We start from the raw sequence: 24,274 nt of genomic DNA on the forward strand, positions 1-24,274 counted from the left end.
AGCGGGGTGCAGGGGCCGCAGGCCCCGCTCGGGGTCCGGGGGCGTAGCCCCGAGGGGGTGCGGGGGCGCAGTCTCGGTCTCCCACCCACCCCCGGTACGGGGTCCGGGGCAGAGCACCGGCGGGTGCAGGGGGCGGAGCCGCCTGCCCGGGGGTCCGGGGGCGGAGCCCCCGGGAGACCAGCTCCACCCCCACCCACCCCCGGAGGGTCTAGGGAAGGGGCGGGGCGGGGAGTTCCAACCGGCCGTCCACCCACCGCATCACCCCCGCCCCACCCCCCTCCCGCAGCTCCACCGGAAGCAGCGCCTCCGGCGTGCTCTGGTACGTCACCGGCCGCAGCCACCGCTCGACCGCCGTCGCCCCCACCGACGTGGACGTCGACGTCGTGGCCGGGTACGGCCCCCCGTGGTGCTGGGCCGGCGCCACCGCCACCCCCGTCGGCCACCCGTCCACCAGGACCCGCCCCGCGAGAGCCGTCAGCTCAGCGAGGAGCAGCTGCGCCGCCGCCCCGCCCTCGGCCCCCGCCGCCTCCCCCGCCGACAGCTGAAGCGTCGCCGTCAGGTTCCCCGGCAACCGCGAGAGCACCGCTCCGATTTCGGACGGGTGCTCATACCGCGCGACCACCGTCACCGGCCCGAAGCACTCCTCCAGCAACAAGTCGTGCGGCCCGGGCGACAACAGCGCCGAAGCCCCCACCGTCAGGAACCCCGCGCTCACCGTGTGCGCCCCGCCGGAACCCGGCGTCACCGGCGCCCCGACCCCGTCGAGCGCGGCCCGCTCGGCGACCCCGGCCACGAACGCGTCCCGCATCCGGTGGTCGAGCATCACCCCCGCCTCCGCGTCGCTCACCGCCGCCGTCAGCGCCTTGACCATCGCATCACCCCCGGCACCGACGGGCGCCAGCACGAAGCCCGGCTTGGTGCAGAACTGGCCGACGCCCAGCGTCATCGACGCCCCGAGGCCCGCCCCGATCTGCTCGCCGCGCTCCTCGGCCGCCGCCTCGGTGACCACGACCGGGTTCAGCGAGCCCAGTTCGCCGTGGAAGGGGATCGGCACCGGCCGGGCCGCCGCCGCGTCGAAGAGGGCGCGCCCGCCCCGTACCGAACCGGTGAAGCCCGCCGCCGAGACCAGCGGGTGGCGCACCAGCGCGACGCCCGCGTCGAAGCCGTGGACCAGCGCCACCACGTCCTGCGGCAGCCCGACCCGTACCGCCGCCCGCCTCAGCAGCGAGACGCACAGCTCGGAGGTGGCCGGGTGGGCCGGGTGGGCCTTGACCACGACCGGGCAGCCCGCCGCCAGCGCGCTCGCCGTGTCCCCGCCGGGGACGGAGAAGGCGAGCGGGAAGTTGGACGCCGAGTACACCGCGACCACCCCAAGCGGCACCTTCATCCGGCGCAGGTCCGGCCACGGCGGGGTGCGGCCCGCGTCGGCGTGGTCGATGCGCACGTCGAGGAAGGCGCCTTCGTCCACGACGTCCGCGAACGCCCGCAACTGGGCGGTGGTCCGGGCGAGTTCGCCGGTGAGCCGGACCGGCCCGAGGGCCGTCTCGGCGTCGGCGGCCTCCACCACGTGTTCGGCGGCCCCGTCGAGCAGCTCGGCGGCGGTCCGCAGCAGCGCGGCCCGTACGGTCCGGTCGGCGAGCGCGCCGCGCACCGCCCACGCGGCCCGTACCGCTTCGTCGACCTCGTGCTCGGTCGCCTCCGAAGCGACTTCCTCGCGCGGCTTCCCGGTACGGGGGTCGACACTCCAGACTGGTGCTGTGCTCACCGCGATGTCCTTCCGGCTTCCGGCCCTGCCCGTGCTCCGGGAACGACCTTGCTCGTCATCCTTGCCCGTCCTGCTCCACCACCAGGGTTTGTTCGGTATTCTGAACAGTGTTCCTGTTGGTGAATATGCTGGACTCTATTGACGGGCGTTCTGCGTTGGCAAGACGCGCAGACGAAGAAGGGGCGAGGGCGAATGTCGGCTGCCGAGACAGGTGGGGCCCAGGTCAAGTCCGCCGTGCGTACGGTGGAGTTGCTGGAGTACTTCGCGGGGCGCCCCGGAATGCACTCCCTCGCCGCGGTCCAGGAGGCGGTCGGATACCCGAAGTCCAGCCTCTACATGCTCCTTCGCACCCTGGTCGAGCTCGGCTGGGTGGAGACCGACGCCACCGGCACACGGTACGGGATCGGCGTCCGGGCCCTGCTGGTGGGCACCTCGTACATCGACGGCGACGAGGTTGTCGCGGCCGCCCGGCCCACCCTGGACCGGCTCTCCGACGACACCACGGAGACCATCCACCTCGCCCGCCTCGACGGCACCAACGTGGTCTACCTCGCCACCCGCCAGTCCCAGCACTATCTGCGCCCCTTCACCCGCGTCGGCCGCCGGCTGCCCGCGCACTCGACCTCGCTGGGCAAGGCGCTGCTCGCCACCCACAGCGACGAGCAGGTGCGCAAGCTGCTCCCGGAGACCCTCCAGGAGCTGACCGAGCACACCATCACCGACCGCGAGAAGCTCATCGAGGAGCTCCACCAGATCCGCGAGCAGGGGTACGCGGTGGACCGCGAGGAGAACACGCTGGGGCTGCGCTGCTTCGGCGTCGCGATCCCGTACCGGACCCCCGCGCGCGACGCGATCAGCTGCTCGGTGCCGGTCGCGCGGCTGACCCCGGCGCACGAACAGATGGTCAAGGACGCCCTGTTCGACGCCCGCGACCGGCTCACCCTGGCCACGCGTAGGCTCTGACCCATGACGCTCGCCTCCTCCTCGCACGCCCGGCCGGCCGTCGTCCTGCGGGAGGTGTGCGACGACGATCTGCCGGTGTTCTTCGCGCACATGAGCGACCCCGAGTCGGTGCGGGTCGCGGCCTTCGCCGCCGAGGACCCCAGCGACCGGGCCCGCTTCGACACCCACTGGGCCCGTCTCCGCGCCTCGGACGACCTGATACGCACGGTGCTCGCCGACGGCGAAGTGGCGGGCCACGCGGCGGTCTACGGCCCGCCGGACCATCGCGAGGTGACGTACTGGGTGGACCGCGCGCACTGGGGCCGAGGCATCGCCACCGCCGCCCTGTCGGCCCTGGTCGGGCTCGTTCCTCAGCGCCCGCTGCACGCCCGCGCCGCCGCCGACAACACCGGCTCGATCCGGGTGCTCCAGAAGTGCGGCTTCGAGATCGTCGGACACGACCGCGGCTTCGCCAACGCCCGGGGCGCCGAGATCGACGAGGTCGTCCTCACGCTGGCGCGCTGAACCCCTGCGGACCGGACCTCCACCGGACCGGGCTCCCGCCGCCGTCCTCGCCTACGCTGTACGGATGATCATCGCCACGCGGCTGCTCGGCCGGACGGCCCGGCTGCGCTGGGTCCATCTGGTGCTCGGCGGCGCGGCGTTGATGCCGTACTTCCTGCTCGGCGCGGTGATCGTGGGTGCGGTCACCGGCGGCGCGGACGTCTACACCAACCTTCGCTTCCAACTCGCCGCGTTCGCCTGCGCGTTGCCGATCGCCGCCGTCTCCGCGCTGTTCCCGATCGCCCGCCCGCTGTCGGTGGCGGCGGCCCGCGCGCTGTGCGGGGTCGACCCGGCCGCGCTCGCGGACGGGCCCGCCGGCTCACGGGCGGCCCGGGTGCGCACCGCCGGATGGTTCACGCTCCACATCGGCCTCGGCGGGATCATCAGCGGGATGACGCTCGCGCTGCCGCCGTTCGCGCTGACCCTGATCGTGCTGCCGCTCTTCGCGGCGCTGCGGCACTCCCGCCTCGAACTGCCCCTCTTCGACGGCTGGACGGTGCTGCTCGCCCCACCGCTCGGCCTGGCCGGACTGCTGGCGCTGAACTGCTGCGCGGCCGGTTCCGGCGCGTTGCTGGCCCGCTGGGCGCCGAGACTGCTCGGCCCGACGCCCGCGGACCGGCTGGCGGCGGCCGAGCAGCGGGCGGCGGAGCTCGCCGTGCGCAACCGGCTGGCGCGCGAGCTGCACGACTCGGTGGGCCACGCGCTGAGCGCGGTGACGCTCCAGGCGGGCGCGGCCCGCCGGGTGTTCGACAGCGACCCCGCCTTCGTACGGGAGGCGCTGGCGGCGATCGAGGAGACGACCCGGCGCACGGTCGGTGAACTCGACTCCGTGCTCGGCCTGTTGCGGCAGGGGGACGACGAGGCGGCCGGGGGCGCCGGGCCCGGCCTCTCCGGTCTCGACGGGCTGCTGTCGCGTACCGGCGTGAAGGTGTCGTACACGGCGGACGGCGACCTCGCCGCCGTGCCGGAACTGGTCTCGCGCGAGGCGTACCGGATCGTGCAGGAGGGCCTGAGCAACGCCCTGCGGCACGGCGGCGCCGCGCCCGTGGCCCTGCGGATCGCCGTCGACGGCGAGGAAGTGGAGATCGTGATGGAGAACCCCCTGCCCGAGACGGCTCAAGTGGTACGTCCGGGGGGCGGCCGGGGCCTGCGCGGGATAGCCGAACGGGCCGCCCTGCTCGGCGGCCGCGCGCAGGCGGGCCCCGAGGGCGGCCGGTGGCGGCTCGCCGTCCGCTTCCCGGTCGCGGGCGAGCCCGGGGGTGCGCGATGAGCGCGGTCCGGGTGGTGCTCGCGGACGACGAGCGGATGGTGCGCACCGCGCTGCGGGCCATCCTGGAGGCGGAGGCGGACCTGGAGGTCGTGGGCGAGGCCGCGACCGGCGCGCAGGCGGTCTCGGTGGTGCGCGAACTGCGCCCCGACGTGGTCCTGATGGACGTGCGCATGCCCGAGATCGACGGCATCCGCGCCACCGAGCAGATCCTGGCGACGCTCCCCTCGCCGCCGCGGATCGTGGTGGTGACGACCTTCGAGAACGACTCGTACGTGTACGACGCGCTGCGCGCCGGGGCCGCCGGGTTCCTGCTGAAGCGGGCGGCGGCCGAGGAGCTGGTGCAGGCGGTGCGCCTGGTGGCCCGCAGCGACTCGCTGCTCTATCCGTCGGCGGTGCGGGAGCTGGCGGCGCTGCACTCCTCGGCCCGGCCCGCGCCCCCGCCCTGGGCGGCCCGGCTCACCGAGCGCGAGGCGGACGTACTGCGGCTGATGGCGACCGGCCTCTCCAACGCGGAGATCGCGGACCGGATGGGCGTCGGCGCGGCGACGGCGAAGACGCATGTGGCGTCGGTGCTCGCCAAGACGGGCGCGCGGGACCGCACCCAGGCGGTGATCGCGGCGTACGAGTCGGGGTTCATCACACCGCGCTGAGGCCTCTGCGATCTCTGAGCCCTCTGAGCCCTCTGCGACAGATGAGAGCTTCCTGAGAAAACCGGCCAAATGGAACGATTCGCTTCAGCCGCCTCGTCCTTTCCCTGGGATGAACAAGACGATCAGGCGCGCCTCGGTCTTCTGTCTGCTCATGGTGCTCGCCCTCCTGGGACGGGCCACCTATGTGCAGTTCTACAAAGGCCAGGCCCTCGCGGACGACAAGCTGAACCGGCGGAACACCATCGCGCAGTACGCGAACCCGCTCGGGGACATCATCGTGGCCGGCTCCCCGGTCACCGGATCGGAGAGGACGGCGAGCGGCGACCTCGCGTACAAACGCACGTACGAGAACGGTGAAATGTACGCGGCGGTGACCGGCTTCAGCTCGCAGGTGTACGGGGCGACCCAGCTGGAGGGGATCTACGGCAAGGTGCTCGACGGCACCGACACCCGTATGAAAGACCCGCTCTCGGTACTCACCGGCGAGCGGGCCCGCGGCGGCAACGTGCTGACCACCATCGACCCGGCGGTGCAGAAGGCCGCCTACCAGGCGCTCGGGAGCAAGAAGGGCGCGGCCGTCGCCATCGACCCGAAGACCGGCCGCATCCTCGGCATGGTCTCGACGCCGTCGTACGACCCGTCGAAGATCGCCGGTTCGACGGACGGCGACGCCTGGAAGGCACTCTCCGAGGACCCGGACAAGCCGATGGTCAACCGGGCGCTGCGGCAGCCGCTGCCGCCGGGTTCGACGTTCAAGCTGGTGGTGGCGGCAGCGGCACTGGAGAACGGCCTCTACCCGTCGGTGGACACGAGGACCGACAGCCCCAACCCGTACACCCTGCCCGGCACCCGGACCGTGCTGACCAACGAGAACCCGTCCGCGCCGTGCGAGAACGCCACCATCCGCACGGCGCTCCAGTACTCGTGCAACAACGTCTTCGCGAAGATGGCGGACCGGCTGGGCCAGGACAAGGTCCGGGCCATGGCGGAGAAGTTCGGCTTCAACGACGCGAAGCAGGACGTGCCGGTACGAGCCTCGGCGAGTGTGTACCCGAAGGGCATGGACAAGGCGCAGACCGCACTGACCGGCATCGGCCAGTTCGATGTGACGGCGACGCCGCTCCAGATGGCCATGGTGTCCGCCGCCATAGCCAACGATGGAGTCATGGCATCGCCCCATATGGTCTCCCAGGTGACGGACGCGGACGGTGCCACCCTGCTGTCCTACCAGGACGGCGACGGCAAGCGGATCATGTCGGCGGAGACCGCGCGCCAGTTGCGCGCCGCGATGGTGACGGTCGTCGAGGACGGCACCGGCTCCAACGCCAAGGTGAGCGGCGCCGAGGTCGGCGGCAAGACGGGCACGGCCCAGCACGGCGTGGGCAACTCCAAGACGCCGTACGCCTGGTTCACGTCGTACGCGAAGGACTCCGCCACCGGCAAGGAGGTGGCGGTGGCCGTGCTCATTGAGGACTCGGGAGCGGCGCGCTCGGAAGTGAGCGGCAACGGCCTGGCGGCGCCGGTGGCGCAGAAGATGATGCGGGCGGCGCTGGGTTCGTCGTAGGGCATCGGCGGGCGCGGGCGGGGCCGGCGGGGCCGCGGGTGCTGCTGCCGGTGGTGGGGGCGGGAGCGCTGCTGGCTGCGCTGACGCTGCGGGGCCCCACCCCGCCCCTTCCCTGGACCCTCCGGGGGTGGGGGGCGGGTCGAGGTGATTCTCCCGGGGGCTGCGCTCCCAGCCCCCACCGAACCCGCAGACGAATGGGGGGGCTGGGGCAGAGCCCCCAGCAGCCCACCCCGACCCGCCACCCGGCCGCCCGCCCAGGCCGCGCGGCGGAGCCGCACAATGCCACAGCAGGGAACGGGCGGGGTGGGGGGTCAACCGGGGTCAACCCACCACCCCCGACCGCCGCACCGCCACCACGTCCTCCCCCGACGCCAACCCCCCGTGGTACAGCCTCAACTCCGTCGCCCCCGCCCCCTCCGCCCGCACCGCATCCTCCCCCAGCGCCCCGGGCCGACCCCCCATCCCCGCCACCACCGTGAAGTTCGCCGCGACCACCGCCCCCGCCCCCGCGTGCGCCGCGAACGGCCGCAGGAGGTCCGGGCGGCCGGCGGGGCAAGGGACGACCACGCCGTCCGCCAGACCGAACACCCCCGCCGCATCCACCCCCACGTTCGCCCCGCACCGGTGCACACCGGGGTCCGCGTGCAGCAGCACCTGGAAACCGGGCCCCGCCGCATCCCGCACAGCGCCGACCACCTCCTCCTGAAGGCTCCGCGCCACCGCGGCGCGGTAGCCTTCCGTCGCCTCCAGCAGTTCCCCGCCCGCACACGGGCCCCCGCGCCACACCGGCTCCAGCGCCGCCCGCACCTCCCCCGCCAGCCGTTCCGCGTCCAGGCCCCACTCCCCGTACCCCTGCCGGCATGAATCGCAGAAGCACAGCGACATCAGGTACTGGGCCGTGTCGTCCAGCGCCACTCCCGCGATCTTGTCGTGGGCATGCAGGTGCGCGAGGCCGTACCAGCCGCAGGATTCGAGTTCCGTCCCGCGCGCCCCGGGCCGTACCGCCGCCTCCGCCGCGAGGGCGACCAGGTAGGCGCGGACCTCCGGGCGCGCTATGCAGGGCGCCCAGGGGTAGCGGTCGCCGTACGCGTTGACCACCGAGGTCTCGGGGTGCTCCGCGCCGAGGCGGGAGTTGTGGGCGAGGACGACCCAGGAGTGGACGTCGAGGCCGACCGCCACGAGCTCCTCGGCGGCCTCGCCGTACGCGTCCCCGGGCGCCCACCGCCCGGCGGCGTACGGCCGCAGCGTACGGCCGGACCAGCGGCGTTCGTCGACGGGGTAGAGGACCGCCGCGTGCTCGGCCGTGACCACCCGGTGGCGCGGGTGGTGCGGGGTGAGGGCCCGGGTCGAGTGGTACGCGGCGGCGAGCGTCACCTGCCCGACCCCGAGGCCGGCGATCCGCGCGGGCGCGTCCGGGTCGCCGATGACGTCCCAGGGGTAGAGGAACGCGGACGCCTTCACGCGCCCGCCCCGCCCCGCCCGACCGGCTCCCCTTCGCCCTCCGCCAACAGCGAGCGACCCCGCTCGATCAGCGCGGCCAGCTGCTTGATGTGGGCCGCGTCGGGCTCGTTCAGCGGCGGCCGCACCTCGCCGACCTCCAGACCCGCCAGCCGTACGCCCGCTTTGACGAGGGATACGGCGTAGCCGCGGCCTTGGTTGCGCAGTTCGACGAGCGGCACGTAGAAGCCGTCCAGGAGGCGGTTCACGGTGGCGTCGTCGCCGGTGTCGAGCGCCCGGTGGAAGGCGAGCGCGATGTCCGGGGCGAAGCAGAAGACCGCCGACGAGTAGAGCGTGACGCCGATGCCCCGGTAGGCGAGACCGGTGAGCTCGGCCGTGGGCAGGCCGTTGAAGTAGAGGAACTCGCGGTCGGGCTCCTCGCGGCGGACCGTGCTGACGATCCGCTGCATCAGGTCGAGGTCCCCGATGCCGTCCTTGAGGCCGATGATGCCGTCGGCCCGGGCGAGTTCGACGGCGGTGGCGGGAGTGAGGACCGCGTTGTCGCGCTGGTAGACGATGACGTCGAGGGAGGTGGCGGCGGCGAGCGCGGTGTAGTGGCGCAGCAGCCCTTCCTGGTCGGCGACGACGAGGTACGGCGGCATGGCGAGCAGCCCGTCGGCGCCCGCGTCCTCGGCAAGCTCGGCGTACTGGATCGCGAGGGCCGTCCCGTATCCCGCGCCTGCCACCACCGGGACGTGGCCCGCGGCCTCCTCGACGGCGGCGGCCACGCAGGCGTGGAACTCCTCCGGGGTGAGCGCGTGGAACTCTCCCGTACCGCAGCAGGCGAACACCGCGCCCGCGCCCGCGTCGATGCCGCTCCTCACATGCGCGCGGAAGGCGGCGAGGTCGAGGCCGCCGTCCGGCCCGAAGGGGGTGACCGGGAAGAAGAGGAGACCGTCCAGGCGGGCGGCGAGCGGGGATGGGTTATCGGGCGTCACAGGCGCTCCCAGGGCAAAGGCCGTTGTGCACAATTCTGACCGACGTCTACATTTCTGAACGCCACCACGCTATGGCAGCCCTACGACGACGGTCAAGACGCGAAACCCCGGCGTGCGGGTGTTTTCCGCACGGGTGACACCTCTGCCGCCATGGCGTCGCCAGGCGCTCCGCGCCACACTTGACGGGGCCGGAGCCTGCTCCCTAGCTTGTCCATGGATATGAATGACGTCCATGGGGGTGTCCGTCCGGCCCGCACGGCCGCCGCCCCGCCCGCGCACCGAGGAGATCCCCATGCCCGCTCCCCGCACCGTCCTGCTCACCGGCGCCGCCGGCGGACTCGGCACCCTGATGCGGGGGCTGCTTCCGGCGTACGGCTACGACCTGCGCCTTCTCGACGCACGGACCATCCCGGGTGAGCCGGACGCGATCACCGCCGACCTCGGCGACCGGGGCGCGCTGCGGGAGGCGGTCCGGGGCGTCGACGCGGTCCTGCACCTGGCGGGCATCTCCCTGGAGTCCACGTTCGACAAGATCCTGCGGGCCAACATCGAGGGCACGTACAACCTCTACGAGGCCGCACGCGAGGAGGGCGTCGCGCGCGTGGTCTTCGCCTCCTCCAACCACGCGGTCGGCTTCACCCCGCGCCCGCGCGGCGAGGTGCCGCTGGAGCGGGACGCCCTGATCCCGGTCGACACCCCGCGCCGCCCCGACACCTTCTACGGTCTCTCCAAGTCGTTCGGCGAGGACCTGGCCCAGTTCTACTGGGACAAGTACGGCCTGGAGAGCGTCTCGGTGCGGATCGGCTCCTGCTTCATGGAACCCACCTCCGTACGGATGCTCTCGATCTGGATGAGCCCCGGCGACGGCGCCCGCCTCTTCCACGCGGCCCTCACCGCCGAAGGCGTCGGCCACACGGTGGTCTACGGCTCCTCCGCCAACACCCGGCTGTGGTGGGACCTCTCGTCGGCACGGGAGCTCGGGTACGAGCCGCAGGACGACTCCGAGCAGTATGCCGAGAAGCTGGTCGCCGAGCAGGGCGAGCTCGACCCCGACAGCCCGGACCACGCGTACCTCGGCGGCCACTTCACCACCGACCCGCCGGTGTGGCCGTACTGAAACCGGCAGGGACGGGTGACGGGCGGATCCGTGATCGTTCACGCATCGGCGGGACGCTCACCGAATTGGCGGGACGTTCAAGGAACCGTAAAGCCGTGCCGCTCGTTCCCGGAGCATGACCGCAATGACACCTGGCTCGAACCTTCCGCTCCCGACCGCCCGCGTGGCGGTGGACGTCGCCGCCCCGGTGCGGCTCGACGTGTCGGGCCTGTTGCTCACCGCCGACGGCAAGGTGCGCTCGGACGACGACTTCATCTTCTACAACCAGCCCTCGGGCCCCGGTGTCACCTACCGGTCCGGCGGCGGCACCGCCCCGGACGCGATCGTGGTGGACACGTCGGCGGTGCCGCCCGGCATCGAGAAGATCGTCGTCACCGCCAGCCCCGACGCCGCGGGCCAGACCTTCCAGGGCATCGAGCCCACCGCCACCCTGCGCAACGCCGACGACGGCAGTGTGATCGCCACCTTCACCCCGCCGCAGCTCGGCGGCGAGACCGCGCTGGTCGTCATGGAGGTCTATCTGCGCAGCGGCGCCTGGAAGGCCCGCGCGGTGGGCCAGGGGTACGCGAACGGGCTGGCGGGCATCGCCACCGACTTCGGCGTCTCGGTCGAGGAGCCCCAGGCCCCCGCGCCCGCCCCCGCCGCACCGGCCCCGGTCGCCCCCGTGACCGCGCCGCCGATGCCCGCCGCTCCCCCGGCCCCGGCTCCGGCCGCGCCGGCCGCCGCGCCGAGCGGGAAGATCAACCTGGACAAGGGTCGCGTCAGCCTCCAGAAGAACCAGACGGTGTCGCTGGTCAAGGGCGGCCGCCCACTGCTCTCGCAGGTCAAGATGGGCCTCGGCTGGGAGCCCGCGTTCCGCGGCAAGGACATCGACCTGGACGCCTCGGTGATCGCGTACGGGCCGCAGCGCAACCACCTGGACAGCTGCTACTTCGGCAAGCTCTCGATCCTGGGCGGCGCGGTCAAGCACTCCGGCGACAACCTCACGGGCGAGGGCGCGGGCGACGACGAGGTGATCGTCGTCGACCTGGGCCGCATCCCGGCGGAGGCCACGGGCCTGGTCTTCACGGTGAACTCGTTCTCCGGCCAGAAGTTCACCGAGGTCGCCAAGGCGTACTGCCGGCTGATGGACGCGGCGACCGGCGAGGAGCTGGTCCGCTTCGACCTGACCACCGCCGAGCCGCAGACGGGCGTGATGATGGCCAAGCTGATCAAGCAGTTCTCCGGCGAGTGGGAGATGACGGCGCTGGGGAACTTCGTGAAGTCCCGGACAGTGCGCGGGATGGTGAAGCCGTCGGCCGAGGCGCTCTGACCCGCCGGAAGACCGCGACGACGGCCCGAGACGACCGGGGCCCGTCACCCGCCGCACGCGGGCGACGGGCCCCGCGCGTTTCCGTGACGCGAGGCGACACGGAACACCTGTTGTCCGGAGCCCACAACCCTCCTGGGACAAATCGATCCGTTCGGCCCCTCCCCCGCACCCGCCCGCGACTGGCAGGGTCGAGGGCATGAACGATCATGAAGAGGTAGTGGTGACCGGTCTCGGCGCGATCACCCCGCTCGGCGCGGACGCCGTATCCACCTGGTCCGGTCTGCTCACCGGCAAGTCCGGGGTGTCCCTGCTCACCGAGGAGTGGGCGGCGGACCTACCGGTCCGGGTCGCGGCGGCCCTGCCCGTCGACCCGGTCTCGCTGCTCGACCGGGTCGAGGCGCGGCGCCTTGACCGATGTGAACAACTGGCCCTGATCAGCTCCCGCGAGGCCTGGCGGGACGCGGGCACCCCCCAGGTGGAGCCCGAGCGGCTGGCGGTGGTGATCGGCACCGGCACCGGTGGCGTGCTGACCACGCTGGGCCAGGACGACACGTACGAGAAGAGCGGCGCGCGCAGGCTCTCGCCGTACGCCGTGCCGATGCTGATGCCCAACGGCCCGGCGGCCTGGGTCTCCATGGACCTGGGCGCGCGGGCCGGGGCGCGCACGCCCGTGAGCGCCTGCGCGTCCGGGGCGGAGGCCATCGCGATGGGGCTCGACCTCATCCGCGCGGGCCGGGCCGACGTGGTGGTCGCGGGCGGCACGGAAGCCTGTCTGCACCCGTTCACGCTCGCCGCGTTCGCGCAGATGAAGGCGCTGTCGCCACAGGAGCACGACCCCGAGACGGTGTCCCGGCCGTTCGACGCGGACCGCAGCGGGTTCGTGATGGGCGAGGGCGCGGGCGTACTCGTCCTGGAGCGGGCCTCCTTCGCGCGGGCCCGGCGGGCGCGGGTGTACGGGGCGGTGGCGGGGGCGGCCGTGACCTCCAGCGCCGACCACATCACCGCGTCGGACGTGGCGGGCCAGGTCCGGGCGATCGAAACGGCGCTGCGGGACGCCGACTTGGGCCCCGCCGACATCGGCGTGGTGCACGCGCACGCCACGTCGACGCCGTCGGGGGACCTGGCCGAGGCGGACGCGGTGGCACGGGCGATCGGCACCCACCCGGTGGTCACCGCGACCAAGTCGATGACCGGCCATATGCTCGGCGCCTCCGGGGCCGTGGGGGCGATGGCGGCCCTGCTCGCCCTCCACGACGGCACGGTCCCGGCCACGCGCAACCTGGACCGGCTGGATCCGGCGGTGCAGCTCGACGTGGTGGCGGGCACGAACCGCACCGGCGAGTGGGACGCGGCGCTCTCCAACTCCTTCGGCTTCGGGGGCCACAACGTGAGCCTGGTCCTGAAGCGGACGGCTGGCTGAAGCGGCGGCGGGCCGGGGCGGGCTGCCGGGGGGGCTCCGCCCGTGGGACCCGTTTGTCTGCGGGCCGGTGGGGGCTGGCCGCGCAGTTCCCCGCGCCCCTTCTTGGCCCGGGGTTCGTCTGCGGGTGCGCTGTGGTTGCTCGCGCAGTTCCCCGCGCCCCTGAAGGCAGAACGGGGCCCGGCCACACATCAGCCCCTCCGGCGCTTGAGGAGTGGGGTGCCCCCTAGAGGCGCGGGGAACTGCGCGACCAGCCACACACAGCCCGCAGACGAACGGGACCCGGGGCGGAGCCCCGAAGCGGGGTGCAGGGGCCGCAGGCCCCGCAAAGGGGTCCGGGGGCGCAGCCCCCGGGAAACCACCTCAACCACCCACCCACCCCCGGAGGGTTCAGGCGAAGGGGCGGGGTGGGGCGCAACCAGGGGTGGGGCAGGCCGCGTCGCACATGCTGATGGCCGTAAGGTCGAGGCGAGCGGATCGGGAGGTGCGGTGCGGGAGATCGGCGGGTACCGCCTCGTCGCGCTGCTCGGCGACGGCGGCATGGGCCAGGTGCACCTGGCCCGCGCCGCCTCCGGGCGGCTGGTCGCGCTGAAGACCGTTCACCCCCACCTCGCCGCCGACCCCCGCTTCCGGGAGCGCTTCCGCCGCGAGGTGGCGGCCGCCAGGGCGGTGGACGGCCCGTACACCGCAGGCGTACTCGCGGCCGACCCGGACGCCGAACCCCCGTGGCTGGCCACGGCGTACGCCGCCGGCCCCGCCCTCTCCGAGGCCGTCTCCGCGCTCGGCCCCCTCGGCCCCCGGCAACTCGCCGCGCTCGGCGCCCTGCTGGCGGAGGCGCTGGCCGCCGTGCACGCCGCGCACCTCGTGCACCGCGACCTCAAGCCCGCCAATGTGATCGTGACCCGGGACGGGCCGAAGATCATCGACTTCGGGATCGCCAAGGGGACCGTAGAAGGGGTGGAAGGAGAGGCGCTCACCCACTCCGGCGAGACCCTGGGCTCCCCCGGCTTCATCGCCCCCGAACAGCTCGCCCGCGACGGCGAACCCGGCCCGGCCGCCGACGTGTTCGCGCTCGGCGGGCTGCTCGCGCTCTGCGCCACCGGCCGCAACCCGTTCGGCGCGGGCAGCGCCCCGCAGGTCCTCTACCGCACGCTCCACGAGGAGCCGGACCTCGACGGCGTACCGGGGGACGACTGGCGGGAGTTCCTCGGGCGGTGTCTGGCCCGCGAGCCCGCCGACCGGCCCACCGTCGCCGAGGTCCTGGCGTGGTGCGCCGGGCGCAGCGCCCCCGAGCCGTGGTGGGAGCAGGAGCCGGTCACCGGTCTGATACGCCAGCACGAGGAAGCCACCGCCGAGTTGATCGAGGCGGCTCCCTCTCCGCCGGACACAGCGCTGCCCGACTCCAGCCGCGCCTCCCGCCGCCGCTTCCTCCTCTGGTCCGCCTCCGGCGCCGTCGCCGCCGCCGGAATCTCCACCGCGGTCGCACTCGGCGAGAACGAAAGCGGAAGTGGGAGTGTCGGCGAGCAGGCCGCCGACCCCGCCCCCACCTCCTGGCCCCGCGGCCGCGCCCTGTGGACCCGTACGCTCGGCCCCACCCAGTACGGCGGCGCCCTGATCCGCCACGGCGACGCCCTCTACGTCCTCGACAACGCCTTGCTCACCCGCCTCGACCCCGCCACCGGCGCCGTCCGCTGGCAGCGGGACGCCAAGGGCGTCGGCCAGGTCGTGCCACACGGCACGGACCTCGTCTACCTCGTACGCACGGAGCTCGCCGGCGCTCCGACCCTCGCCGCGCTCGACTCCGCCACCGGCGACACCCGCTGGGAGACCCGCGATCCGCAGCTCGAAGGGCTGCGGCCGCGCAGTTCGCTCCTGCCCGACGACGTCGAACTTGAGGGCTCCCGGGGCATGTTCGCGCTCGGCGACGCGGTCGTGTGCCTCGTCACGTACGAGCCGTACGACACCGCCTGGTCGCGGCGGGCCGGGCAGAAGCGGCCCTGGCGGGCGTACGGCTACGACCCGGCGACCGGCGAGGGGCTCTGGTACCACGAGGGAACGGCCGCCGGGGTGACGGCGGTGCGGCACGCGGGCGGGCGGTTCGCGGTCGCCGCGTCCGTCTACGCACAGTCGGACGAGCCCGAGCAGCTCAAGGTCCGCGCGCAGGAGCCGCTCCATGTGCTGCGGGCCTCCGACGGCCGCCCGGAGACGACCGTCGCGGGCGGGGCGCTGCGGCCGGACGCCCATCCGGGGGCCACCGGCACGGGCTACTTCGCGCTCGGCGAGGCGGTCAGCGCCGTCGATCTGGCGACCCGGACCACGCTGTGGTCCCGGGGCGTCACCGGCTCGGTGTCCGTGACGCCGACGGCCACCGGTGGCCTGGTGCACGCCGCTTCGCACTCGGAGGTGAGCGCGCTGGACGCGGCCACCGGCCGGACCCACTGGCTGCGTACGGACGTACGGCGGCTCACCGAGGCACCCCACGCATCGCCGCCGCCACTGCTCTCCGAGGGGCGGCTGTACGTCACCGGGCCGGAGCCGGGCAGTGACCGGCTCGCGCTGGGCGGGCCGAAGTGGGGGCTGCACGCGCTGGACCCGGCGACGGGGAAGCTGGTGTGGGCCGTGCCGTTCGAGGGACGCGACGAACTGCTCGGGAGCGCCGGGGGCGGTCTGGTGCACGTGTGCGCCGGGTCGGTCCTCACCACCTTCCACGGCCCGGACGGCGCCGCATGACGGATCCGTTACTCGCCTCGGATCCGCGCCGGCTGGGCGGGATCCGCCTGCTCGGCCGGCTCGGCGCGGGCGGGATGGGGCAGGTGTACCTCGGGCGCACGACGGGCGGGCGGCTGGTCGCCGTGAAGACCGTCCACGAGCACCTCGCGGACGACCCGCACTACCGGGAGCGGTTCCGGCGCGAGGCGGCCGCCGCGCGGGCCGTGGCGGGCGCGCACACGGCCCCGGTCCTGGACGCCGATCCCGACTCGCCGGTGCCGTGGCTGGCCACGGCGTTCCTGCCGGGCGTGACGCTGAGCCGGGCCGTGGCGGCGGGCGGTGCGCTGCGGCCGGACGCGGTGCGGGCGCTGGGCGCGGCCCTCGCCGAGGCGCTCACCGCGATCCACGCGGCGGGTCTGGTGCACCGCGATCTGAAGCCGTCGAACGTGCTGGTGACGGCGGACGGGCCGCGCGTCATCGACTTCGGCATCGCCCGGACGGTGGACAGACAGGCGCTGACGGAGGCCGGCGCGATCATCGGGACGCCGGGCTATCTGGCCCCCGAGCTGATCGCCGGGGACGGCCCGCCCGCGACGGCCGCCGCCGATGTGTTCGCGCTGGGCGCGGTGCTCGCGTTCGCGGCGACCGGCCGTACCCCGTTCGGTACCGGCACGGTGGCGATCCTGCTGTTCCGCACGGTCCACGAGGAGCCCGAACTGTCCGGCGTCACGCGCTCGTCGGGGCTGCGGGAGCTGGTGGAGCGCTGTCTGGGCAAGGATCCCGGGGCCCGTCCGACCGTACGGACCGTGCTGCGGGCGCTGCGCGATCCGCGGCCCCCGCTGTGGTGGCGCGAGGAGCCCGTGCGGTCACTGGTCCTCGCCGACGACCCGGTGCCGGAGCCGCAGGACGCGCCGCCGCCGACCGTACGGAAGACCGTACGGGAGCCGGTGGCCGGTCCCGTACGCCCGTGGCGCGGCCGGGCGGTGGCCCGGCGGGGCCTGCTGCTCGCCGGCGGGGGCGGACTCGCCGGGCTCTTCGGATACGCGCTGCTGCGGCCCACCCCGGACGGCCGCGGATCCGGGTCTTCGTGGGACCCGGTGGTGCACACCGGTGCGGCGGCGGGCGGGGCGCGCTGGAGCCTGGAGCCGAGGAGCGGCGAGGTGGACGCGCTGCTGGTGGCCGGGGCGTCCGTACTGGTGCACGGCACCGACGCGGCGGGCTCGTCCTCCGGTGTGGTCGAGGCGCGCGCGGGCGCCGACGGGGCGCCGGTCTGGCAGCGGAAGGCGGACGGGACGGCGAGCGGGTGGTGGGGCGCGTCGGACGGGCTGCTCCTCGCGCCGGACCTGGGACTCCCGGCCGTCGTCCTCGCGTCGGGCACCGTCCGGGTGCAGGCGCCCCGCCTGGCGCCCGCCCTGGGCTGGTTCACCGCGACGGGCGGGCTGCTCGTCGACTCGCGCGGAGAGACGAGCTCCGAGTGGCGCACCCGGGCCACCGACCCGGCCGGCGGCGCCGTGCGCTGGACCACGCCGCCGGGCCCGGCGACCCTGCCGCCCGCCGTGCTCGGCGACGCGCTCCTGATCGCCCCCGTGCCCGGCGCGTCGACGCGGCTGCGGTGCGTGGCAGCGAAGGACGGCGCCGAGCGGTGGACGTATCCGCTCGCGGCGGGCGACGGGGGCGCGCTGGGGGTGTGCGCGCTGCCCGCCGGGTTCGCGGTGCTCACCGCGACGGGCAGGGTGCATCTCGTCGACGCGGACGGCCGGGCGGTCCGTCCCGTACAGACGCTCACGGACGTGAGCCTCCCGGCGGGGTCGACCGCGCTGGGCCAGTCGGCCGGGAGGCTGCTGGTCGCCGCCGGAAACAGGCTGTACGGCTGCGATGCCCACGACGTACGCGACCGCTGGTCCCGGGCCACCCTGGGGCTCGACGCGAGCTGGCCCAAGCGGCTGGGCGGGGCCCGCGCACCGGTGACGGGCGGCGGCCTGCTGCTGCACTGGCGGGACGCGGGCACCCTGGAGGCGGTGGCCCCGGCGACCGGGCGGGTCCGCTGGAACGCGCGTGTGAGCGGCGGGGTCGCCCAGGTCCCGCCGGTGGTGGCGGACCCGGTGGTCTACGCGGCGGCGGGCAGCGCCTGCACCGCACTGCGCCTCACCGACGGCCGGGCGCTGCGGAGCTGGCCGATGCCGGACCGGGTGAGCGAGCTCGCGGCGGACGGCGCGGGCTGGTACGCCCGTATCGGCAAGGCGTCGATACGGGCGTACGACAAGCCCTCGGCCTGAGCGGCAGGGTCGGCTGCGCCACGGCGCCCCTTCAGGGGCGCGGGGAACTGCGCGACCAGCCACGGACGGCCCGCAGCCGCATCACGACACTTCCCCGCGCTCAGCGCGGCTGACGGCGCCACGGTCCGGTGATGGCGAGCATGATGCCCGGCTCCTGGATGTTGGCGAACAGGGTCCGCCCGTCGGGCGAGAAGGTCACCCCGGTGAACTCGCTGTACTCCGGGGCCTGTTCGGTGCCCTGGTTGAGCTCGTTGCGGGCGATGGGGTACGTACGCCCGGAGTCGGTGGCGCCGAAGAGGTGCTGGATGCCCGCGCCGTCCTCGGCGATGACCAGACCGCCGTACGGCGAGACCGTGATGTTGTCCGGGCCGTCGAAGGCGCCGTCCTGGCCGGGCGCGGCGTTGACGCCGAGCAGCACCTTGAGGGTGAGGGTGCGGCGGCGCGGGTCGTAGAACCACACCTGGCCGTCGTGCTGGACCGGGGACTCCTCACGGGCGTACGAGGAGACGATGTACACACCGCCGTCGCCCCACCACATGCCCTCCAGCTTGCGGGCGCGGGTGACGTCCTGGCCGGTGAACTGCTTGCGTACGGAGGTGGTGCGGGCGTCGCGGTCGGGCACGTCGACCCAGTCGACCCCGTACACCGTGCCGATCTTCGTGGCCCGCGAGAGGTCGTCGACGAACCGGCCGCCCGCGTCGAAGCACTTGGTGGCCTGGAGGGCTCCGGCGTCGTCGGCCAGCGTGCGCAGCTTCCCGCGGCCGTGCTTGAAGCCGTGCGGCGGGGTCCAGCGGTAGAGCAGGCCGTTGGGCCCGGCGGCGTCCTCGGTCAGGAAGAGGTGGCCGCGCCGGGGGTCGACGACGACGGCCTCGTGGGCGTACCGGCCGAGCGCCTTGAGGGGCTTGGGGGCGCGGTTGGCGCGCCGGTCGTAGGGGTCGACCTCGAAGACATAGCCGTGGTCCTTGGTCATCCCGTTGGAGCCGGCCTTGTCCTCGGTCTCCTCGCAGGTCAGCCAGGTGCCCCAGGGGGTGGCGCCGCCCGCGCAGTTGGTGGAGGTACCGGCGATGCCGACCCACTCGGCGACCGGGCCGCCGTGCGGGTGCACCTCGACGACGGTGCAGCCGCCGGAGGCGGCCGGGTCGTACACCAGGCCCTCGGTGAGCGGCACCGGGTGCGGCCAGCTCTTGCGCGGGCCCTTCAGCTCGTGGTTGTTGACGAGCAGGGTGACGCCGCGCGGCCCTTCGAAGGCGGCGGTGCCGTCGTGGTTGGACGGGGTGATCTCGCCGGACTCCAGCTTGGTGACGCCGCTGTGGGTGACGATCCGGTACGAGAAGCCCTTCGGCAGCGCGAGTATGCCCTCGGGGTCGGGCAGCAGCGGGCCGTAGCCCGGCTCGTGGTGCCCGTGTCCGGCGGCGCCGTACGCGTCCTCGGCGGCCAGCGCGCCCGGCGCCGTGGCCAGCGCCCCGACGGATCCGGTGAGGGCGACTCCGGCACCGGTGAGGGCGGAATTCCTGGCGAACTCCCTGCGGCTGAGCGACATCGGGGGTCTCCTGACGGGGGTTGCGGGAGGCGGGGGGGGCGGGGCCAGCGTCCCGGTGGCGGGCGAACACCGCGACAACACGGGGTGTCGCCCACCCCAACTCCCGCGCCCGGGGGGCCGTCGTTCCCCTGCGGACCGTGCTGGGCTGGTCGCGCAGTTCCCCGCGCCCCTCAGGCAGTCCGCCGTCCCCACCCCGAGGACTCACCCGGGTCCGGGGTCACCTACAGGGGCGCGGGGAACCACGCGACCAGCCGAGCACGGTCGGCAGACGAAGCACCGCATCCCGCGAGGGACTACGCCCGCGACCGCGCCTTGAACGCCGCCTTGCGGGCCTCCTTGGCCACCTTCTTGTCCGGGTGCAGACGGCCCATCGCCTCCAGCACGTCCGCCGTAGCCGGGTGCTCCACCCGCCACGCCGCGTCGAAGAAGCCGCTGTGCTGGCCGACCAGGCCCTCCACCAGGCCCTGGAGCTCCTCCAGGTCCCCGTCCACCGCCAGCTGCGCGGCGATCGTGTCCACCGCGAGCCAGAACACCATCGCCTCCGGCGGCGCGGGGACGTCCGCCGCGCCCCGCTCGGCGAGCCACACCCGGGCGAGGCCGCCCAGCTCCGCGTCGTCCAGGACCTCGCGCAGCGCGGGCTCGGCCTCGGCGCCGGTGAGGGCGAGCGCCTGCTGGCAGTGGAGGCGGCGCAGCGGGCCGCGCTCGTCCGAGCCGCGGGACGCGGCCAGCAACTCCCGCACTGCGGCCGGGAGTTCGTGCCGCGCCAGCCACTGCTCGGTCTCGGCGCGGGCGGCCGCCTCCGGGTAGTACGCGATGCCGTCGAGCAGCACGTCCGCGCCCTTGTCCGCGAGGTCGCCGACGGCCGGCGCCTCGACGCCCGCCTCCAGCATCCGGGCGCGTACGCCGTAGAGGCCGAGCGGGGTGAGGCGGACCATGCCGTACCGGGCGACGTCCTCGTCGTCGACGGGCGGGGCGGGCTCCTCGCCCTCCTCGGCCATCAGCGCCTCGTCCACCGGCCGGTACTCCACCAGGCCGATCGGTTCGAGCAGCCGGAACTGGTCGTCGAGGCGCATCATCGCGTCCGACACCTGCTCCAGGATGTCGTCGGTGGGCTCCCCCATGTCGTCGGGGATGATCATCGACGCGGCGAGCGCGGGCAGCGGCACCGGGCCCTCGCCCGCGCCGCCCTCGGTCACGGTGAGCAGATACAGGTTGCCGAGCACGCCCTCCAGGAAGTCGGCCTCCGCCTGCGGGTCCCAGTCGAGCCGGTCGAAGTCGAGCTCGCCGTCGTCCCCGATGAGGTCGGCGAAGTCGTCGAGCACGGGGGCGGTCGCGTCCGCGAAGACCGCGTCGAAGGCGTCCAGCCAGGTGGTGAGGACGTCCTGCGGGGAGCCGGAGGTGAGCAGGGCGAGGCTCTCGCCCGTCGCGGCCGTCCCCTCGCCGTCCTCGTCCTCCGCGTCGGTGACGTCGACGAGGCCCGCGTCGACGGCGATCCGCCACGCCTCGCTCGCGTCCGCCGCGCCGTCGTCGTCGGCGGTGAGGCCCAGCGCCTCGGCCGCCGCGGGCAGTTGCTCCTCGACGAGCTCGCCGCCGGCGCCGACCCGGGTCCCGGGCCCGGCCCAGCGGGCGAGCCGGGCCGCGCGGGCCAGCAGCGGGGCGGCGAGCGCCGCCCGCGCGAGTTCGGCCTCGGAGTGCAGCCGCACCGGCGGCAGGGTGGGGCGGTCTCCGGACATCTGTGGCGTACTCCTCGGGCGAAGCGATGTGATTCGAGAGGCACCCAGCGTAGACGCATTTCACCGGGTATCGCCGCGCCCGCCGAGAGCCCGGGCCGGGCCGCACGGCGGGTTCCGGCCGGGGCGGCGACGGTTGCGTACGGGAATCGCCGGGAGATGTCCGGCCTCCCACGCCGGCCGGTTCATCCAGCCGTCAGATTCCGGCCACCCGGCGACCCTTGACAACTGCACCGCTCAGCCAAGAGATTGACGCGCGTAGAACTTGCTGCACACCTGAGCAGCACCGCACCCGCACGTGCACCGATCCCTCATCTTCCGGAGTTTCTTGATGCCCGTTCCGAGATCCGCCGCCGTCTCCGCCGTCGTCGCCGCAGCGCTGGGCGCCGGTCTGCTCGCCGGCACCGTATCGGCCGCGGCCGACCCGACCGTCCCCGCCCCGGCCCGCATCCACGACATCCAGGGCACGACCCGCACCTCGCCGCTGGCCGGCAAGCAGGTCGCGGAGGTACCGGGCGTCGTCACGGGCGTACGGACGTACGGCTCCTCGAAGGGCTTCTGGTTCCAGGACACCGCACCGGACGACAACCCGGCCACCAGCGAGGGCGTCTTCGTCTTCACGGGCTCGGCCCCGACCGTTGCCGTGGGCGACGCGGTGAAGGTCTCCGGCACGGTCACCGAGTACGTCCCGGGCGGCCTCTCCTCCGGCAACCAGTCGCTGACCCAGATATCGAAGCCGACCGTGACGGTCGTCTCCCCGGGCAACCCGCTGCCCGCCCCGGTCACGGTGACGGCCCGTACCGTTCCCGGCCGCTACACCCCGGCGGGCGACCCGGCCGCCGGCAACAGCGTCAACGGGCTGACCCTCCAGCCGAAGAAGTACGCCCTGGACTACTACGAGTCCCTTGAGGGCATGAACGTCCGCATCGGCACCTCGCGGATCGTCGGCGCCACCGACCCGTACAGCGAGCTGTGGGTCACCGTGAAGCCGCGCGAGAACCGCACCAAGCGGGGCGGCTCGCTGTACTCGTCGTACGACGACCAGAACACCGGCCGCCTCCAGATCCAGAGCCTCGTGCCGAGCGCGCAGCAGCCCTTCCCCAAGGCGAACGTCGGTGACACGCTGACCGGCGCCACCGAAGGGCCGCTGGACTTCAACCAGTTCGGCGGGTACACGATCACCGCCCGTACGCTCGGCACGGTCAAGGACAGCGGCCTCAAGCGGGAGACCACCCGCAGGCAGCGCACCGGCGAGCTCGCGGTCGCCACGTACAACGTGGAGAACCTGGACCCGAGCGACCCGCAGGCGAAGTTCGACGCGCTGGCCGACGGTGTGGTCACCCACCTCGCCTCGCCCGACATCGTGGCCCTGGAGGAGATCCAGGACAACAACGGCGCCAAGAACGACGGCACGGTCGACGCGTCCGCCACCATCAAGAAGTTCACGGACGCGATCGTCGCCAAGGGCGGCCCCGCCTACCAGTGGCGCTCGATCGACCCGGAGAACCTCAAGGACGGCGGCGAGCCCGGCGGCAACATCCGCCAGGTGTTCCTCTTCAACCCGGCGCGGGTCTCGTTCACCGACCGCCCCGGCGGCGACTCCAGGACCGCCGTCGGCGTCACCGGCACCAAGGGCCGCCCGGCCCTCACGCTCTCCCCCGGCCGCATCGACCCCGCCAACCCGGCCTGGGCGGACAGCCGCAAGCCGCTCGCGGGCGAGTTCGTCTTCAAGGGGCAGACGGTCTTCGTCATCGCCAACCACTTCGCCTCCAAGGGCGGCGACGAGGGCCTGGCCTCGCAGCACCAGCCGGTGCCGCGCTCCTCCGAGGCCAAGCGGCTGCTCCAGGCGCAGGCCGTGAACGGCTTCGTCAAGCAGATCCTCGCGGTCGACAAGCACGCCCGGGTGCTCGCGCTGGGCGACATCAACGACTTCGACTTCTCGGACACCACCAGGGCCCTGGAGGACGGCGGCGCGCTGCGCTCGGCGTTCCGCACGCTGCCGAAGAAGGAGCGTTACTCCTACGTGTACCAGGGCAACACCCAGGTGCTCGACCAGATCCTGACCAGCCCGGCCGTCCGCGGCTTCGACTACGACAGCGTGCACATCAACGCCGAGTTCTCGGACCAGACCAGCGACCACGACCCGCAGGTCATCCGCTTCCGCCCGTAGGTCACCCGGCCGGGGTGACGGTCAGCGCCGGAAGGTAGCGCGTCACCCCGCCACCGGTCACACCCGGGTAGTTCTGCACCCGGGCCCACTGCGGGGTCTTCGAGCCGACCCCGTCATCGCGCGCGGCCAGGGCGTCGACATGCGCCTGCTCGCTCGCCCACTCGGCGTAGTTGAGGACGCGGGTGCCGTCCAGGCTCGCGTGGAAGTGGGCGGAGAGGCCGCCGGCGGGCAGGTCCGGGTCGGTGTCGAGCGCCTCGAAGACACCGTCCACCCAGGCGCGCTGGCGGTCCGGGTCCGGCCCCTCGAACTCCACGTCGACGATCACGATGCAGCCGGGCGTACGGGGGTCGCCCGGCCGCGGGTCGCTGCTGCGGTAGAGCTCGTACGAGTGCAGGCCCGTGCGCTCGATGCCGGGGACGGCCGCGTCGATCTCGGCGTTGCGGCCGTCCCGGAACCGCCGGAAGAAGTCCTGGTAGGCGGCCTCGCTCTCCCACTGCGAGTAGTGCAGGAGCGCGTCGCCGTCCGTACCGGTGTAGACGCTGTACGAGAGCAGGCCGACGTCCGGCCAGTCCCGGCTGCCCCACGCCTTGGCGATCGCCTCGACGGCGGCCCGCTGCCGCTCGGAGGTACCCATGCGCCAGACGCTGGACTTGACGACTCCGGCACCGGGGCGGCGGAGGTCGGGGAGGGCGTCGAACTTCACGTCGGTGGGCGTGGCGGACATGGCGGTCTCCTGGTGATCGTCGCTGTGCTGTGCCGCGTGGACGATCACCATCCTGAAACGTCAAGGTCACTTGAGGTCAAGGACGGACA

At 73.9% G+C, this 24,274-nt stretch carries 17 protein-coding genes; 11 read left to right on the forward strand and 6 right to left on the reverse strand.

Annotation, left to right across the window (positions count from 1 at the left end; translation table 11 throughout):
* Nucleotides 1-208: 208 nt before the first annotated feature.
* On the reverse strand, nt 209-1,765 hold the full coding sequence (locus tag ACZ499_RS04345) for an aldehyde dehydrogenase (NADP(+)) (RefSeq protein WP_468672172.1): 1,557 nt from the start codon (nt 1,763-1,765) through the stop codon (nt 209-211).
* 192 nt (nt 1,766-1,957) lie between these two features.
* On the opposite strand from ACZ499_RS04345, the gene ACZ499_RS04350 reads away from it, so the two are divergent.
* The 5 genes from ACZ499_RS04350 (at nt 1,958) to ACZ499_RS04370 (ending at nt 6,755) form a co-directional block, all read left to right on the forward strand.
* Nucleotides 1,958-2,728 carry an IclR family transcriptional regulator gene (locus ACZ499_RS04350; RefSeq protein WP_468672174.1) on the forward strand — a complete coding sequence of 257 codons (771 nt, stop codon included), beginning with the start codon at nt 1,958-1,960 and terminating at the stop codon, nt 2,726-2,728.
* 3 nt (nt 2,729-2,731) lie between these two features.
* The gene (locus tag ACZ499_RS04355) at nt 2,732-3,232 is read left to right on the forward strand and encodes a GNAT family N-acetyltransferase (protein ID WP_468672176.1); all 501 of its coding nucleotides are present in this window, start codon (nt 2,732-2,734) and stop codon (nt 3,230-3,232) included.
* A gap of 64 nt (nt 3,233-3,296) precedes the next feature.
* Entirely contained in the window at nt 3,297-4,541 is a 1,245-nt protein-coding gene (locus tag ACZ499_RS04360; protein WP_468672179.1) for a sensor histidine kinase, read from the forward strand.
* A complete protein-coding gene (locus ACZ499_RS04365) occupies nt 4,538-5,191 on the forward strand; it encodes a response regulator transcription factor (protein WP_468672181.1) in 654 nt (217 codons plus the stop codon). Before ACZ499_RS04360 ends, ACZ499_RS04365 begins: the two co-directional genes overlap by 4 nt.
* A 109-nt stretch (nt 5,192-5,300) precedes the next feature.
* Nucleotides 5,301-6,755 (forward strand): peptidoglycan D,D-transpeptidase FtsI family protein, encoded by a 1,455-nt coding sequence (locus ACZ499_RS04370; protein ID WP_468672183.1) that lies wholly within the window; start codon nt 5,301-5,303, stop codon nt 6,753-6,755.
* A 321-nt stretch (nt 6,756-7,076) separates the two neighbouring features.
* Here the strand turns inward: ACZ499_RS04370 and ACZ499_RS04375 are convergent, their stop codons facing one another.
* Together ACZ499_RS04375 and ACZ499_RS04380 are read right to left on the reverse strand one after the other, a co-directional pair.
* The gene (locus ACZ499_RS04375; RefSeq protein ID WP_468672185.1) at nt 7,077-8,216 is read right to left on the reverse strand and encodes a hypothetical protein; all 1,140 of its coding nucleotides are present in this window, start codon (nt 8,214-8,216) and stop codon (nt 7,077-7,079) included.
* Nucleotides 8,213-9,190: a 5-dehydro-4-deoxyglucarate dehydratase gene (locus ACZ499_RS04380; RefSeq protein WP_468672187.1), complete on the reverse strand. Its 978-nt coding sequence runs from the start codon at nt 9,188-9,190 to the stop codon at nt 8,213-8,215. Before ACZ499_RS04380 ends, ACZ499_RS04375 begins: the two co-directional genes overlap by 4 nt.
* Before the next feature lie 292 nt (nt 9,191-9,482).
* On the opposite strand from ACZ499_RS04380, the gene ACZ499_RS04385 reads away from it, so the two are divergent.
* The 5 genes from ACZ499_RS04385 (at nt 9,483) to ACZ499_RS04405 (ending at nt 18,021) form a co-directional block, all read left to right on the forward strand.
* A complete protein-coding gene (locus tag ACZ499_RS04385; protein WP_468672189.1) occupies nt 9,483-10,307 on the forward strand; it encodes an NAD-dependent epimerase/dehydratase family protein in 825 nt (274 codons plus the stop codon).
* 115 nt (nt 10,308-10,422) lie between these two features.
* Nucleotides 10,423-11,619, forward strand: coding sequence for a TerD family protein (locus ACZ499_RS04390; protein ID WP_468672191.1), 1,197 nt, complete (start codon nt 10,423-10,425; stop codon nt 11,617-11,619).
* Between the two features lie 196 nt (nt 11,620-11,815).
* The gene (locus tag ACZ499_RS04395; RefSeq protein WP_468672193.1) at nt 11,816-13,039 is read left to right on the forward strand and encodes a beta-ketoacyl-[acyl-carrier-protein] synthase family protein; all 1,224 of its coding nucleotides are present in this window, start codon (nt 11,816-11,818) and stop codon (nt 13,037-13,039) included.
* Nucleotides 13,040-13,525: 486 nt separating this feature from the next.
* Nucleotides 13,526-15,766 carry a protein kinase domain-containing protein gene (locus ACZ499_RS04400; RefSeq protein WP_468672195.1) on the forward strand — a complete coding sequence of 747 codons (2,241 nt, stop codon included), beginning with the start codon at nt 13,526-13,528 and terminating at the stop codon, nt 15,764-15,766.
* On the forward strand, nt 15,763-18,021 hold the full coding sequence (locus tag ACZ499_RS04405; protein WP_468672197.1) for a protein kinase domain-containing protein: 2,259 nt from the start codon (nt 15,763-15,765) through the stop codon (nt 18,019-18,021). Before ACZ499_RS04400 ends, ACZ499_RS04405 begins: the two co-directional genes overlap by 4 nt.
* Nucleotides 18,022-18,121: 100 nt before the next feature.
* Here ACZ499_RS04405 and ACZ499_RS04410 read toward each other — a convergent pair whose 3' ends face one another.
* Both ACZ499_RS04410 and ACZ499_RS04415 read right to left on the reverse strand, forming a co-directional pair.
* Nucleotides 18,122-19,561: an alkaline phosphatase PhoX gene (locus tag ACZ499_RS04410; protein ID WP_468672199.1), complete on the reverse strand. Its 1,440-nt coding sequence runs from the start codon at nt 19,559-19,561 to the stop codon at nt 18,122-18,124.
* Nucleotides 19,562-19,854: 293 nt separating this feature from the next.
* Nucleotides 19,855-21,294: a hypothetical protein gene (locus ACZ499_RS04415; RefSeq protein ID WP_468672202.1), complete on the reverse strand. Its 1,440-nt coding sequence runs from the start codon at nt 21,292-21,294 to the stop codon at nt 19,855-19,857.
* Between the two features lie 328 nt (nt 21,295-21,622).
* On the opposite strand from ACZ499_RS04415, the gene ACZ499_RS04420 reads away from it, so the two are divergent.
* Nucleotides 21,623-23,461 (forward strand): endonuclease/exonuclease/phosphatase family protein, encoded by a 1,839-nt coding sequence (locus ACZ499_RS04420; protein ID WP_468672204.1) that lies wholly within the window; start codon nt 21,623-21,625, stop codon nt 23,459-23,461.
* A gap of 1 nt (nt 23,462) precedes the next feature.
* On the opposite strand, the gene ACZ499_RS04425 is transcribed toward ACZ499_RS04420, so the two are convergent.
* A complete protein-coding gene (locus ACZ499_RS04425) occupies nt 23,463-24,185 on the reverse strand; it encodes an antibiotic biosynthesis monooxygenase (RefSeq protein ID WP_468672206.1) in 723 nt (240 codons plus the stop codon).
* Between the last annotated feature and the right edge of the window lie 89 nt (nt 24,186-24,274).

It is taken from the genome of Streptomyces sp. NPDC031265 (assembly GCF_055570295.1).